The organism is Acidovorax sp. GW823-FHT02H02 (assembly GCF_058797075.1).
This window is the reverse complement of the sequence record NZ_JBXAJH010000010.1, coordinates 63,833-78,357: the sequence shown is the minus strand read 5'-3', so window position 1 is coordinate 78,357 and position 14,525 is coordinate 63,833. Positions and strand designations below refer to the sequence as shown.

General features: G+C 64.1%; 14 protein-coding genes. 6 read left to right on the top strand and 8 right to left on the bottom strand.

The features are described from left to right. Positions 1-48: 48 nt before the first annotated feature. The 6 genes from phnC (at position 49) to AC1RDS_RS12255 (ending at position 5,256) form a co-directional block, all read left to right on the top strand. The gene (gene phnC, locus AC1RDS_RS12280; RefSeq protein ID WP_092697485.1) at positions 49-909 is read left to right on the top strand and encodes a phosphonate ABC transporter ATP-binding protein; all 861 of its coding nucleotides are present in this window, start codon (positions 49-51) and stop codon (positions 907-909) included. Between the two features lie 37 nt (positions 910-946). Next, positions 947-1,891, top strand: a complete 945-nt coding sequence (gene phnD / locus AC1RDS_RS12275; RefSeq protein ID WP_092697486.1) for a phosphonate ABC transporter substrate-binding protein — start codon at positions 947-949, stop codon at positions 1,889-1,891. Between the two features lie 77 nt (positions 1,892-1,968). Continuing rightward, a complete protein-coding gene (phnE, locus tag AC1RDS_RS12270) occupies positions 1,969-2,775 on the top strand; it encodes a phosphonate ABC transporter, permease protein PhnE (protein ID WP_092697487.1) in 807 nt (268 codons plus the stop codon). 19 nt (positions 2,776-2,794) lie between these two features. Further along, complete coding sequence (locus AC1RDS_RS12265; protein ID WP_092697488.1) at positions 2,795-3,382, top strand: phosphonate degradation HD-domain oxygenase; 588 nt, start codon at positions 2,795-2,797, stop codon at positions 3,380-3,382. A 279-nt stretch (positions 3,383-3,661) separates the two neighbouring features. Further along, a complete protein-coding gene (locus AC1RDS_RS12260; RefSeq protein ID WP_092697489.1) occupies positions 3,662-4,978 on the top strand; it encodes a class I SAM-dependent methyltransferase in 1,317 nt (438 codons plus the stop codon). Beyond that, on the top strand, positions 4,939-5,256 hold the full coding sequence (locus AC1RDS_RS12255; RefSeq protein ID WP_092697490.1) for a DUF1840 domain-containing protein: 318 nt from the start codon (positions 4,939-4,941) through the stop codon (positions 5,254-5,256). The genes AC1RDS_RS12260 and AC1RDS_RS12255 overlap by 40 nt, the downstream gene beginning before the upstream one ends. Positions 5,257-5,290: 34 nt before the next feature. Here the strand turns inward: AC1RDS_RS12255 and AC1RDS_RS12250 are convergent, their stop codons facing one another. From AC1RDS_RS12250 to AC1RDS_RS12215, 8 genes are all read right to left on the bottom strand, one after another. Further along, positions 5,291-6,316, bottom strand: coding sequence for a Bug family tripartite tricarboxylate transporter substrate binding protein (locus AC1RDS_RS12250; protein WP_092697491.1), 1,026 nt, complete (start codon positions 6,314-6,316; stop codon positions 5,291-5,293). Positions 6,317-6,494: 178 nt separating this feature from the next. Beyond that, positions 6,495-7,481 (bottom strand): tripartite tricarboxylate transporter substrate-binding protein, encoded by a 987-nt coding sequence (locus AC1RDS_RS12245; protein WP_092697492.1) that lies wholly within the window; start codon positions 7,479-7,481, stop codon positions 6,495-6,497. A gap of 235 nt (positions 7,482-7,716) precedes the next feature. Beyond that, positions 7,717-8,964 carry a phenylacetate--CoA ligase family protein gene (locus AC1RDS_RS12240; protein ID WP_287878421.1) on the bottom strand — a complete coding sequence of 416 codons (1,248 nt, stop codon included), beginning with the start codon at positions 8,962-8,964 and terminating at the stop codon, positions 7,717-7,719. Positions 8,965-9,184: 220 nt separating this feature from the next. Then, positions 9,185-9,994, bottom strand: coding sequence for an ABC transporter ATP-binding protein (locus AC1RDS_RS12235; RefSeq protein ID WP_092697551.1), 810 nt, complete (start codon positions 9,992-9,994; stop codon positions 9,185-9,187). Between the two features lie 225 nt (positions 9,995-10,219). Then, the gene (locus AC1RDS_RS12230; protein WP_026436225.1) at positions 10,220-11,548 is read right to left on the bottom strand and encodes an ABC transporter substrate-binding protein; all 1,329 of its coding nucleotides are present in this window, start codon (positions 11,546-11,548) and stop codon (positions 10,220-10,222) included. A 126-nt stretch (positions 11,549-11,674) separates the two neighbouring features. Beyond that, a complete protein-coding gene (locus AC1RDS_RS12225; protein ID WP_092697494.1) occupies positions 11,675-12,751 on the bottom strand; it encodes a branched-chain amino acid ABC transporter permease in 1,077 nt (358 codons plus the stop codon). A 29-nt stretch (positions 12,752-12,780) separates the two neighbouring features. Then, entirely contained in the window at positions 12,781-13,710 is a 930-nt protein-coding gene (locus AC1RDS_RS12220) for a branched-chain amino acid ABC transporter permease (RefSeq protein ID WP_092697495.1), read from the bottom strand. A 16-nt stretch (positions 13,711-13,726) separates the two neighbouring features. Next, the gene (locus AC1RDS_RS12215) at positions 13,727-14,512 is read right to left on the bottom strand and encodes an ABC transporter ATP-binding protein (RefSeq protein WP_092697496.1); all 786 of its coding nucleotides are present in this window, start codon (positions 14,510-14,512) and stop codon (positions 13,727-13,729) included. Positions 14,513-14,525: the final 13 nt, after the last annotated feature.

Genomic DNA, 14,525 nt, shown 5'->3' with positions numbered 1-14,525 from the left:
ATGAGGCAGCCGCACACTGGGTTGTCTAGACGACTTGAGGGCCATGTGATGTCTACAGCACTTCGCATACAGCAACTGAACAAGCATTTTGCCAATGGCAAGCACGCCTTGCGCGACATCAACCTGACCGTGCAGCGTGGCGAGATGGTGGCCTTGATCGGTGCATCCGGTTCTGGCAAATCGACCCTGCTGCGCCACGTGGCCGGGCTGGTGGTGGCCGACGGCGCCAGCGATTCGCTGATCGAGGTGGACGGCCGCTGCGTGCAGCAGGGTGGTCGCATCCACCGTGACATTCGCCAGGTGCGGGCGCAGGTGGGTTTCGTGTTCCAGCAGTTCAACCTGGTGGACCGTTTGCCGGTACTGATGAATGTGCTGGTGGGCCTGTTGCACCGCACGCCGCGCTGGCGCGGCTGGCTGCGGCTGTTCAGGCCGCACGAACGCGCGTTGGCGCTGGAGGCGCTGGCCCGTGTCGGCATTGCCGACTGCCACGCCCAGCGCGCCTCCACCCTGTCGGGCGGGCAGCAGCAGCGGGCCGCCATTGCCCGCACCCTGGTGCAGGGCGCCAAGGTGGTGCTGGCCGACGAGCCCATCGCCTCGCTCGACCCCGAGTCTTCGCGCAAGGTCATGGACATCCTGGCGCGCATCAACCGCGAAGACGGCAGCACGGTCATCGTGTCGCTGCACCAGGTGGATGTGGCCATCAAATACTGCCCCCGCGTGGTGGCACTGCACCAGGGCCGCGTGGTGTACGACGGCCCATCCGCTGCACTCACCCCCGGGCTGCTGCGTGAGCTCTATGGCGTGCAGGCCGACGAGATCCTGACGGGTGCGAATCCTTTGCCTTCGGCTGCCGCGCCTGCGGTTTCGCCGGTGGCCGGCTGGATGCCGCCCCTGGCCCAGGCGGCCTGATTCCTTTCTTTCGCTCTTTCCATTCACGGGAGTTTTCATGATCAAGAAACTGTGCGCAGCCATGGCCCTGGGCCTGGGCATGACGGGGGCCTTTGCCCAGGACATCAACTTCGGCATCATCTCCACCGAGGCCACGCAGAACCTCAAGGCCGACTGGCAGCCTCTGCTCGACGACATGGCCCAGCAGACCGGCTTCAAGATCAAGGCGTTCTTTGCGCCCGACTACGCCGGCATCATCGAAGGCATGCGTTTCAACAAGGTGCAGGTGGCCTGGCTGGGCAACAAATCGGCCATGGAAGCCGTGGACCGCGCCAACGGCGAAGTGTTTGCCCAAATGGTCAACGCCGATGGCACGCAGGGCTATTACTCGCACCTCATCGTGCACAAGGACAGCCCCCTGGCCACGCTGGATGACGTGCTCAAGAACAGCAAGTCGCTGAGCTTCGGCAACGGTGACCCCAACTCCACCTCGGGTTTCCTGGTGCCTGGCTACTACGCCTTTGCACAGAACAAGGTCGACGTGAAGACGCATTTCAAGATCGTGCGCAGCGCCAACCATGAGACCAATGCCCTGGCAGTGGCCAACAAGCAGGTCGATGTGGCCACCAACAACAGCGAAAACCTCGGCAAGATCCAGGAACGGCAGCCCGAGAAGTTCAAGGACATCAAGATCGTCTGGACCTCGCCCCTCATCGCGCTCGACCCGCTGGTGATGCACAAGGAGCTGCCCGAGGCCACCAAGACGAAGATCAAGAATTTCTTCTACAACTACGCCAAGACCGATCCCCGCGAGAAGGAGATCGTGATGAAGATCTCCAAGCTGTCGGGCTTCAAGCCGTCGAGCAATGCGCAGCTCACCCCGATCCGCCAGCTCGACCTGTTCGGCAAGCGCAACAAGATCGAAGCCGACAGCACACTGGCCGAGACCGAGAAGAAGACCCGCCTGGCCGAGATCGATCAGCAGCTGGCGTCCCTGAAGTAAAGCGTTCCACTCTTGTGCCGGCGGTGGGCTGACAACAGCAGTTGCTGCCCGCCGCCCCGGTGATTGCAGGTATATCCATGTCTTCTGCCCTGACCCCTTCGCTCACCCACCTGGCCCAGGCCACCGCACCCAAGCGCAGCCTGGGCTGGTACCTGTCCTGGGGCATTCTGCTGGTGCTGCTGGCCGCTTCATGGAAGGGTGCCGACATGCGCCCTCTGGACCTGCTGCAGGACTCGGGCAACATGGCACGGTATGCGGCAGAGTTCTTTCCTCCCAATTTTGCGCAGTGGCAGCTGTATGTGCAGGAGATGCTCGTCACCTTGCAGATCGCGCTGTGGGGCACGGCCCTGGCAGTGCTGACCGCCGTGCCTCTGGCGTTGCTGGCCTCGTCCAACATCGTGCCGTGGTGGGTGTACCAGCCGATGCGCCGCGTGCTCGATACCTTCCGTGCCATCAACGAAATGGTCTTTGCCATGCTGTTCGTGGTGGCCGTGGGCCTGGGGCCTTTCGCGGGCGTGCTGGCGCTGTGGATCCATACCTCGGGCACGCTGGCCAAGCTGTTTTCCGAGGCGGTGGAGGCCATCGATCCCCAGCCCGTGGAAGGCATCCGCTCGACCGGGGCGAGTGCCTTGCATGAAATCATCTATGGCGTGATTCCGCAGGTGATGCCGCTGTGGATTTCATTCACGCTCTACCGTTTCGAGGCCAACGTGCGTTCCGCGTCGGTGGTGGGCATGGTGGGTGCCGGGGGGATCGGCGTGGTGCTGTGGGAAATCATCCGTGGCTTTCAATATGCCGAAACCTGTGCGGTGATGCTCATCATCGTGGTGACCGTGAGTGCCATCGACCTGGTGTCTGCACGCGTTCGAAAGGCCCTGGTGTAACGCCGCCACTGGAGCCCCCATGGCGTTGACCCTGATCGATATTTCGCATGTGCTGGTGACCCGCGGCAAGGAGCAGTATGGCCGCGAAGCCGTCAGCCAGCTCGAGCACGCGTTGCAGTGCGCCCACCTGGCCGAACTGGCCGGTGAAACGCCGGAAACCGTGGCCGCGGCGCTGCTGCATGACATTGGACACCTGTTGGCGCCAGACGGTGGGGCGGCAGACCGTGCGGGCCACGATGATCTGCACCAGTATGTGGCGCTGCCTTTCCTGCGGGCCCTGCTGCCACGTGCCGTGCTGGAGCCCGTGCGGCTGCATGTCGATGCCAAGCGCTACCTCTGCACCATGGAACAAGGGTACTGGGAAGCACTGTCGCCTGCTTCCCGGCAAAGCCTGGAGTTGCAAGGGGGTGCGTACTCGGTAGAGGAGGCGGTGCAATTTGCCTCCCAGCCATTCGCCAGCGAAGCCATCCGGCTGCGCCGCTACGACGATGCCGCCAAGGTGCCCGGCCGCGCGACGCCCGCGTTCGGGCATTTCATGGGTGTGATGGCAACGGTCACCGCGCGGCATGCGCTGGCCAGTCAGGTGCCTGGCGCCGTATCTGCCTGACGAACCCGCTGCTCCGGGCGGCAGCGAGCTTCGCGCGGCGTGGGCCGATGGCGTCGGCCCACCATGGGCCATGCATCGGGGCCTGCCGTATCCCAACGGCGAAGGCCCGACGCGCGCATCGGCATCTTGGAGGGGCCTGGCGTGGAAGCAAGCCAAGGTAAAAGCATCGAACCCATGCTGCTGCCCTGGCGCGTGATCGGCCCGTGTCGGCGGCCGGCGAGCGCCGCCGGCCAGGCAAGGTGTTGACGTGCCGGCCGCCAGCTTCAAGAATGCACAACCATGAAACACTTGCTGCGCATCCTGGAGGGGCGGCTGGAGGCGCTGCCGGTCCGCATGGCGGTTCAGTTGCCGGCAGGGCAGCGGCTGGGGGCGCGCAACGCGGCCGTCACGCTCTGGTTTCGGGACCGCATGGCGCTGGTGGCGCTGGCCACGGGTGAGATCGGGAACGTCGGCGCAGCGATTGTCGAGGGCAAGGTGGCGCTGGAAGGCAGCATGCGCGAATTGATGGCAGCTGCCGCCGGGTTGCTGGCAACCAGCCCGGTGCAGGACCCGCACCAGCATTGGTGGCACCGTGTGCTGGCGCGCGCCAGATCGATGGCGGTGCACACGCTCCAGCACGATGCCCGCCATGTGCGGTTCCACTATGACCTGTCGGATGATTTCTATGCCCTGTGGCTGGATCCACGCAGGGTGTATTCGTGTGCCTATTTTTGCCACCCCGGCATGACGCTGGCGCGCGCGCAGGAGGCCAAGCTGGACCTGATCTGCCGCAAGCTGCGCCTGCAGCCGGGTGAGCGCTTTCTGGACATTGGCGCTGGCTGGGGGGCGCTGCTGCTGTGGGCGGCAGAGCACTATGGCGTGGACGCGACCGGCATCACCCTGTCGCGCAACCAGCATGTGCATGTGCAGCAACTCATCACGGCGCGCGGGCTCCAGGGGCGCGTGCGCGTGCAGTTGTGCGACTACCGTGAACTGCAGGCCGGGCAGCCCTTTGACAAGGTGGCCTCTGTCGGCATGTTTGAGCATGTGGGGCGGGCGAAGATGCACGCCTACTTTGTCGCCGTGCGCAAGCTCCTGCGCCCGGGCGGCTTGCTGCTCAACCACGGCATCACCGCCGGTGGCGTGGACAACGTCCAGCTGGGCGCCGGCATGGGCGATTTCATCGAGCAGTACATTTTCCCGGGCGGCGAGCTGCTCCATGCCAGCGCCGTGCTGCACGACCTGGCGCAGGCCGGGCTGGAGATGGTGGACACCGAGAATCTGCGGCCCCATTACGCCCGCACGCTGTGGGCCTGGTCCGATGCGCTGGAAGCCGTGCTGGAGCCCGCCCGCGAGGTGTTGCAGCAGCAGGCCACAGCCGAGCAAGCGGACAAGACGCTGCGCGCCTATCGCCTGTATCTGGCGGGTAGTGCGCTGGGGTTTGAGCGCGGCTGGATGGCATTGCACCAGATACTGGCAGTGCGCCCCGATGGCGACATGCGCTCTGGCACCATGACCGGCGCACAATCGGCGTATCCGTTCACGCGCGATTACATGTACACCAAGGACTCCGCTGTATGCTCTATAAATTCAAGTCCCGATCAGCCCCCGATCTGATCATGCTCGAACCCCAAGGGCGCCAGATCCTTCAGATCATTGGCAAGACCCCAGGCACCAGCGGCATCATCACGGCCGCACAGATCCCTGGTGCCATGGCTGCGCTGGAAGCTGCCGTTGCAGCCGACGAGGCCCTTGCCGCCGTTGCCCAGGAACAGGCCGACGAGGATGGCGCGGAGCGCCCGGACACCGTGCGCCTTCGCCAGCGTGCGGCGCCGTTTCTCGAAATGCTGCGCCGCTCGGTCGCCGAGGAGCGCGACGTGGTGTGGGGCGCCTGACGCGGTGCACGCAGGGACCCCTGCCGCGTGCAAGTCAGTCGACCTTTGCGCCAGAGGCTTTCACCACGCCCGCCCATTTGCGGTGCTCATTGTCGATATGCCGGGCAAACTCGGTGGGCGTGTTGCCGCCGGGAATGGCCCCCTGTGCCATCAAGCGCTCTTTCATGCCCGGTGATGCCAGGGCCTTGGCGACTTCCTGCTGGACACGGTTGACGATGTCGGGCGGCGTGCCTGCCGGCGCCAGCAGCCCAAACCACGAACTGGCTTCATAGCCCTTGAGCGCCGGGCCGCCGGCCTGCTCCACCGTGGGCACATCGGGAAGGGCCGCAGAGCGCTGGCTGCTGGTCACCGCCAGCGCAACCAGCTTGCCGGCCTTGATCTGCGCCATCGACGAGGGCAGGTTGTCAAACATGACATCGGCATTGCCGGCCACCATGTCCATCAGTGCCGGCCCCGAGCCGCGGTACGGCAGATGCAGCATGTAGGTGCCCGTCATGCTCTTGAAGAGCTCGCCAGCCAGATGGATGGAGGTGCCGTTGCCGCTCGATGCCATGTTCATCTTTCCCGGGCTGGCCTTGGCCGCCCGGATGAAATCCTGCACATTGTTCACCCCCAGGGCCTTGGCCTTGTCGGTGTTCATCACCATCACGTTGGGCACGGCGGCCACCAGCGTCACCGGCACAAAATCCTTGATGGGATCGTAAGGCAGCTTGGCGTAGAGCGCGCGGTTGATGCCGTGCGTACCGACGGTGCCCATCAGCAGCGTGTAGCCGTCTGCCGGGGACTTGGCCACGATTTCCGCGCCGACGTTGCCGCCCGCGCCTGCCCGGTTGTCCACGATGAACTGCTGGCCGAACGCACGGCTCAGGTCCGGTACCAGCGCGCGCGCCAGGATGTCCGTGGTGCCGCCCGGTGCGAAGGGTACGACGATGCGCACCGGCTTGGTGGGCCAGGTGCCCTGGGCATGGGCGGCCGGCAGCGCAGCGAGGGCGCAACCCAGGGAGAGCGCCACCATGGCTGCAAGGCTTTGACGGCGGGGCGGGTGGATGAACAAGGCCATGAACTTCCTTTCAGTGGGAGACCCCTGGGTTCTACGCGTCCCGGGCGCAGCCGTGCAGGTGGATAACCCCAACCATGCGGCGCGTGCAGCCGTGTACGCGTGGGTCCGCGCCAGAAAAAAGCCGCCTGGCCCCAAGGGGCAGGCGGCTGGCTGTGTCCAAGCTGAAAGCGGGACGGGCTCAGTCGGCGTAGGTACCGGCGGCCTTGATGACGGCGCCCCACTTGTCGATCTCGGCCTGCACGAATTTCTTGTGCTCAGCGGGTTCGACGCGCTTGTCGGTCACCACCACGGCGCCCAGGCCTTCCTGCTTCTTGATGAAGTCGGGGTCCTTCAAGGCCACCTTCAGGGCGTCGTTGATTTTGGTCACAACGGCGGCTGGCGTGCCCTTGGGCGCGTACAGGCCGTGCCAGATGGTCACTTCAAAATTCTTCAGCCCCGACTCAGCCAGCGTGGGCAGGTCCTTGAGTGCCGGTGTCTTCAGGCGTTTGGCGGTTGTCACGGCAAAGGCCTTGACCTTCTTGCCTTCGATCTGCGACGTGGTGTTGGTGGTCTGGTCGCACAGCAGGTCGATCTGGCCACCGATCAGGTCGGTGATGGCCGGCGCCGTGCCCTTGTAGGGCACCGTGGTCATTTCGACATGCATGGCGTTCTGGAACATCAGGCCGCACAGGTGAGAGGCCGCGCCCAGACCCGCGTTGCCCAGATTGATCTTGCCCTTGTTCTGGTCAATCCAGGCAGTGAGTTCCTTCATGTTGTTCGCCGGGATGTTGGGCCGGGCGATCAGCGTCATGGGCACATCATTGACCATGCCCAGGTACTCGAAATCGTTGGGCACGCTGAACGACAGCTTGCGGTACAGCGCAGGCATGGTGGACATGCCAATGTGGTTGAGCAGCAGCGTGTAGCCATCGGGGGTTGCGCGGGCCACGCGGGCTGCGCCGATCGAGCTGCCGGCGCCTGCCGTGTTGTCCACGACCACGTTGGCGCCCAGCGGCTTGCGCAGGGCTTCTGCGAGGTCACGGGCTACGCGGTCTGTGGGGCCGCCCGCGGTAAAGGGCACCACCAGGGTGACGGTCTTGTCCTTGGCGGGATAATCCTGGGCTTGTGCGCCCAGTGTGGCGGCTGCTGCGGTGGCGAGCAGTGCGAGTTTCAGCATCGTTTTCATGGAACGCTCCGGTAATTTGACGCGCCATGATAACGAGGCCGCCTCAAAGGGGTATTGAGGAAATCACTTAAAGCTTGTCGGATATGAATTAAATTAATAAACCTCGAAAACTAATATGTATGGAGTTTTATAGCTATGTAATTGATAGCTTTATAAGGGTAAACGCTGATGCGTTCTGTGTCCTGCGCTCGCCTGCGCAACCCGCATTCGGGGGGGGGGGGCGCGGGCATGTTTTTCAGCGATAGCTGCGCGCGTCTTCAATGACGCGGCCATCGTTGGGCAGGGAGCCCGGGGCCACCATCTGCACCTCGCTGCGCAGCTTGGTCACCTCGCGTACAACGTCGGCGAGCTGGCGTGCAAAGCCCTCGGCGGTTTCGTGCGTTTCGACCTGCAGCACCATCTGGTCGCTGGCCATCTCGCCGCTCACCACCAGCCGGGCCCGCAGCACCTGCGGAAACCGGCGCGCGATGGCGGCGACCTGCGCTGGGTGCACGAACATGCCGCGCACCTTGGTGGTCTGATCGGCGCGCCCCATCCAGCCCTTGATGCGGGTGCTGGTGCGGCCGGTGGGGCAAAAGCCGGGCAACACGGCGGAGAGATCGCCGGTGCCAAAACGGACCAGCGGATAGTCGGGGTTCAGGGTGGTCACCACGATTTCGCCCACCTCGCCCTCGGGCACCGGGTCTCCCGTGCCGGGGCGCACGATCTCGACGATCACGCCTTCGTCCAGCACCAGGCCTTCGCGCGCCGCGGTTTCGTAGGCAATCAGGCCCAGGTCGGCCGTGCCGTAGCACTGGTAACCAGCGATGCCGCGTTCGGCGAACCAGTCGCGCAGCGACGGCGGAAAGGCTTCTGCCGACAGCAGGGCCTTGGTCACGCTGGGCAGGGGCTGCTGGAGTTCGGCGGCTTTTTCAAGGATCAGCTTGAGAAAGCTCGGTGTGCCGATGTAGCCCGCCGGGCGCAGCTCGGCCATGGCCTGCACCTGCTGCTCGGTCTGGCCGGTACCGCCCGGAAACACCGTGCAGCCCAGTGCATGGGCGCCGTTTTCCATCATCGAGCCGGCTGGCACGAAGTGGTAGCTGAAGCAGTTGTGGGCCAGCTCGCCGGCGCGAAAACCGGCGGCGTACAGCGCGCGCGCCATGCGCCAGTAGTCGCGGCGAGTGCTCTCGGGCTCGTAGAGCGGGCCGGGGCTGGAGAAAACGCGCGGCATGGCAGCGCCGAAACCAATGGTGGCAAATCCGCCAAAAACGTTGTCGGCGCGCCCGGCCTGCTGGCGCTCCTGAAGCTCGTGCTTGCGCGTGACCGGCAGGCGCGCAAGGGCCTCGCGGCTGGTGACGCTGGCCGCATCCACGCCTTGCAGGATCTGCCCCAAGGCGGCCGAATGGCGCTGCGCATGGGCGATCTGCGCAGGCAGGGCCGCCATCAGTTGGGCTTCGCGTTGTGCCGGGTCGCGGGTTTCCAGGGCGTCGTAGAACGTGCTCATGCGAATGGTTCCAGTGCGGTGATTAGGGGTGAAACTGGCATCTAGTGCTTATCAATAAATAGCTGTTAACTATGAAATTAAGAGCATTTTTTGTGATGATTCAATGCGGTGCGATCGAAACTGGCGCTGCCTGATACCAGCGCCACCGTGGATCTGGCTTTGCCAGTCCAGGGGTGGCGTCCCCCTGAGGGGGAAGGCGCGCAGCGCCACAGGGGGCTTCTCAAGCCAGCCAGCGCTTGCGGCGCTTGTAGCTCTTGACGTCCTTGAAGCTCTTGCGCTCGCCGCCGCCCACGCCCAGGTAGAACTCCTTGACGTCCTCGTTGTTGGCCAGATCGGTGGCAGCGCCGTCCATCACCACGCGGCCGCTTTCCATGATGTAGCCGTAGTCGGCATATTGGAGTGCCATGTTGGTGTTCTGCTCGGCCAGCAGGAAGGTCACCTTCTCCTTGGCATTGAGGTCTTTCACGATGTTGAACACCTCCTCCACGATCTGCGGCGCCAGCCCCATCGAGGGTTCGTCGAGCAGCACCACGCTGGGGTTGGCCATGAGCGCGCGGCCGATGGCGCACATCTGCTGCTCGCCGCCCGAGGTGTAGGCGGCCTGCGAGGTGCGGCGCGTCTTCAGGCGCGGAAAGTAGTTGTAGACCTTCTCCAGGTTGGCCGCGACCTCGGCCTTGCTGGTGCGGGTGTACGAGCCCGTCATCAGGTTCTCTTCGATGGTCAGGTGGGCGAAACAGTGGCGGCCTTCCATGACCTGCACCACACCGCGTTTGACCAGATCCGCGGGCGAGAGGTTTTCAATGCGCTCACCGCGCAGCTCGATCGTGCCCTTGGTGACCTCGCCGCGCTCGCCCTTGAGCAGGTTGGAGATGGCGCGCAGCGTGGTGGTCTTGCCGGCGCCGTTGCCCCCCAGAATCGCCACAATGGCGCCCTCGGGCACCTGCAGCGAGACGCCCTTGAGTACCAGGATCACGTGGTTGTAGATGACCTCGATGCCGTTGACGTTGAGAACGATTTTTTGAGAGTCCATGGTGTTGCCTTCGCTGTGCCAATCGGGAGGGCTGTGCTTGCAACCCTTTCGATTGGCGGCTGCCCGCAGGAGCAACCGCTGATCACTGGCCGTAAAAACTGTCGCTGCCCAGGCCAGGAACGCCGCGCAAGGGCCGCCCCGCCGCGCTGGCGTTGTCCCCCTTCCCGCAGCGCGAAGCGCTAAGAGAGAAGGGGGAAGGCGCGTCAGCGCCTCAGGGGGATGTCCTCAAGATTGGCAATCCCCCGCATCCCGGCGCGTCATCTTCTTGTCCGCCAGGTACTTGTCGGCACCCGCCTTGACCATGGGCTTCAGGATCTGCTCGTCGGCCTGGTACCAGTCGGACGAGAAGTTGAACTTCTTGCCATCCCAGGTGTGCACCCGTGCCCAGGTGGAACCCATGTGGTCGGCGCAGCTGGTGGACAGCGGACGCATCAGGTCCTTGAAGCCCAGCGCATCCAGCTTCTTCTGGTCGAGGGACAGGTTCTCCATGCCCCAGCGCACTTGTTCGCCGGTCATGACCTTGCCCTTGCCGAAGCGCTCCTGCGCGCGGCGCACGGCCTCGACGGCCAGCATCTGGATGATCACGCCGCGGGTGTACAGCACCGAGCCCACTTCATCCTTGGGTCCCGTGCCCTGGCCCTTGTCGTGCACGTTCTTGAGGATGTCCTGGATGACCTTGGACTGCGTGCCATAGCCGTTGAGCGCCAGCGCGTTGTAGCCCTTGGCGCCTTCGCCCACATCGCGCACGTCGGGTTCGGCACCGGCCCACCACACGCCGTACATCTTGTCGCGCGGGTAGCCCGTGGCCTGGGCTTCCTTCAGTGCGGTGGAGTTCATGACGCCCCAGCCCCACAGCAGCACGTAGTCGGGACGGCTCTGGCGCACCTGCAGCCAGGTGGCTTTCTGTTCCACGCCGGGTGCGGTCACGGGCAGCATCTGCAGCTCGAAGCCATGCATCTTGGCGCGTTCCTGCAGCAGCGGGATCGGTTCTTTGCCGAACGGGCTGTCGTGGTACACGAGGGCGATCTTCTTGCCCTTGAGCTTGTCCAGCCCGCCGTTGGCCTTGCCCAGGTGCTGGATCAGGATGTCGGCACCCGTCCAGTAACTGCCCATGTAGGGGAAATTCCATTTGAACGCCTGGCCGTCCTGCGCCACCGACAGGCCGTAGCCCAGCGTCATCAGCGGGATCTTGTCCACGGGGGCTTTTTCGGTCAGTGCAAACGTGATGCCGGTGGCCTGGGGGTCGAACAGCGAGACGCCGGGCTTGCTTTTGAGGCGTTCGTAGCATTCCACGCCGCGGTCGGTGGCATAGCCGGTTTCACACTCTTCAAAGGTGAGCTTGACGCCGTTGATGCCGCCGTCGCGCGCGTTGATCATCTTGATGTAGTCCTGCTTGCCGTTGGCCCATGGCACGCCGTTGGGTGCATAGGGGCCGGTACGGTAGGACAGCAGCGGGAAGAACTGCTCCTTGGCTTGCGCGAAGGCACTGGTCGTGACGGACGACGCGCCTGCGGCGACCACTGCGGCAGCGATCACGAGTTTCGAAAGCTTCATGGATGTCTCCTTTGGATGAATGTGTTGAAGCACGGGGGAAAACCAGATGGACAGACAGTTAACGCGGCAATGCAGGCAGTCCGTATCGGGAATTGCGTGTAAGGGGTTTCCTCAAGGGCTGCACGCTCAGTGGGGGAACGGCCACAGGCGCAGCTTCTGCTTGGCGGTGGACCACAGCTTGGCCAGGCCGTGCGGCTCCACGATGAGGAACCAGACGATGAGGGCGCCAAAAATCATCAGTTCAGCGTGCGAGACACCGGCGGTGGAGATTTCGATGCCAAAAACGCCGAGGAGTGCGGGCAGGAACTGGTTGAGCACGATGGGCAACACCACGATGAAGGCCGCGCCGAAAAAGCCACCCATGATGGAACCCAGGCCACCAATGATCACCATGAACAGCAGCCGGAACGAAATTTCCACCGAGAACGCGGCCGGCTCCCAGGCACCCAGGTGCACAAAGGCCCACAGCGCGCCCGCCATGCCGATGATGAAGGAGCTCACGGCAAACGCGCTGAGCTTGGCGTACATGGGGCGGATGCCGATCACGGCAGCGGCCACGTCCATGTCGCGGATGGCCATCCATTCGCGTCCGATCGCGCCGCGCACGAGGTTCTTGGCCAGCAGGGCCACGATCACCAGCAGGGCCAGGCAGAACAGGTATTTGCTGGTGGCGCTCTCGATGGGCAGGCCCAGCACCTGCAGGCTGCTCACCGACACCGAGCCCGAGTCGGAGTTGTTGGTGAACCACTTGATGCGCAGGAACATCCAGTCGCTGAAGAACTGCGCGGCCAGCGTGGCCACGGCCAGGTACAGCCCCTTCACGCGCAGGCTGGGCAGGCCGAACAGGATGCCGAAGAACGTGGCGCACAGCCCGCCCAGGATCAGCGCCGGAATCAGCGGCATGCCCGGGAAGCGCACGAAGAAGTTGTAGGCGCCATAGGCGCCAACGGCCATGAAGGCACCCGAGCCCAGCGAGATCTGGCCGCAGTAGCCGACCAGGATGTTCACCCCCAGGGCCGCCAGCGACATGATCACGAAGGGGATCAGGATGGCGCGGAAGATGTAGTCGCTGGCCAGCATGGGCACGGCGATGAAGGCAATGGCCAGAAGGATGCCGATGGCAAGGCGGTCCTGCGCGATCGGGAAGATCTGCTGGTCGGCGCGGTAGCTGGTCTTGAACTGGCCGTTTTCGCGGTAGAGCATGGTGTGTCTCCTGTTGTTCTTGTGATGACTTACACGCGATCAATAATTTTTTCTCCAAAGAGCCCTTGAGGCCTGAAGAGAAGAAACACCAGCGCCAGCACATACGCAAACCAGATCTCGATGCCACCGCCCACATAGGGGCCCAGGTACACCTCGGAGAGCTTCTCGCCCACGCCGATGATCAGCCCGCCGATGATGGCGCCGGGCACCGAGGTGAGGCCACCCAGGATCACCACCGGCAGCGCGCGCAGCGCCACGGTGGTCAGCGAGAACTGCACACCGAGCTTGCTGCCCCAGATCATCCCGGCCACCAGGGCCACGACACCGGCCACGCACCACACGATCACCCAGATGCGGTTGAGCGGGATGCCGATGGACTGGGCGGCCTGGTGGTCGTCGGCCACGGCGCGCAGGGCGCGGCCGGTGGAGGTCTTCTGGAAGAAAACCGACAGCAGGGCCACCAGCGCCGCGGCGATGGCGGCGGCGATCACGTCTTCCTTGTTCACCAGGATGCCGCCCTGGAACATGCTTTCCAGCATGAAGATCGGGTCCTTGGGCATGCCCACGTCGATCTTGTAGATGTCGCTGCCGAACAGCGTCTGGCCCAGGCCTTCCATGAAGTAGGTAATGCCCAGCGTGGCCATGAGCAGCGTGGCGCCCTCCTGGTTCACCAGGTGGCGCAGCACCAGCCGCTCGATCACCCAGGCCACCACGAACATGATGGCGCCCGCGATCACGAAGGCCGCGAGATTCGCCACGATGGGATTGTCGATGCCGGTCCACTTCGGAATCCATTCGGCAAAGCGCGCCATGGCCAGCGCCGCGAACAGCACCATCGCGCCCTGTGCAAAGTTGAACACGCCCGAGGCCTTGTAGATCAGCACGAAGCCCAGCGCCACCAGGGAATACAGCATGCCGGCCATGAGGCCGCCAATGAGGGTTTCAAGAAAGAATGCCATGTGTGTTCTCCGGCCTTCAGTGGCTGGTGCCCAGGTAGGCACTGATCACGTCTTCGTTGTTGCGCACTTCATCGGGGGTGCCGTCCCCGATCTTCTTGCCGTAGTCGAGCACGACCACGCGGTCCGAGATGTCCATCACCACGCCCATGTCGTGTTCGATCAAAACGATGGTGGTGCCAAACTCGGCGCTCACGTCCAGGATGAAGCGGCACATGTCCTGCTTTTCCTCGACGTTCATGCCCGCCATGGGCTCATCGAGCAGCAGCACCTGCGGCTCCATGGCCAGCGCCCGGCCCAGGTCCACGCGCTTTTGCAGGCCGTAGGGCAGCTGGCCCACGGGGGTCTTGCGGTGCGCCTGGATTTCGAGAAAGTCGATGATGTGCTCGACGAACTCGCGGTGGCGGATTTCCTCGCGCTCGGCCGGGCCGATGCGCAGCGCCTGCAGCAGCAGATTGCTTTTGATCTTGAGGTTGCGGCCGGTCATGATGTTGTCGATCACGCTCATGCCCTTGAACAGCGCCAGGTTCTGGAACGTGCGCGCCACGCCCATCTCGGCCACCTGGCGCGAGTTCATGTGGGCAAAGGTCTTGCCCCGGAAGGTGATGGAGCCTTCGGACGGCGTGTACACGCCGTTGATGCAGTTGAGCATGGAGCTCTTGCCGGCACCGTTGGGGCCGATGATGGCGCGGATCTCGTGCTCGCGCACGTTGAACGAGATGTCGGTCAGCGCCTTCACGCCGCCGAACCGCAGGCTGATGTTCTTGACGTCCAGGATGACGTCGCCAATCTTTTTCTGGTTCATGGGCTGCTTTCCG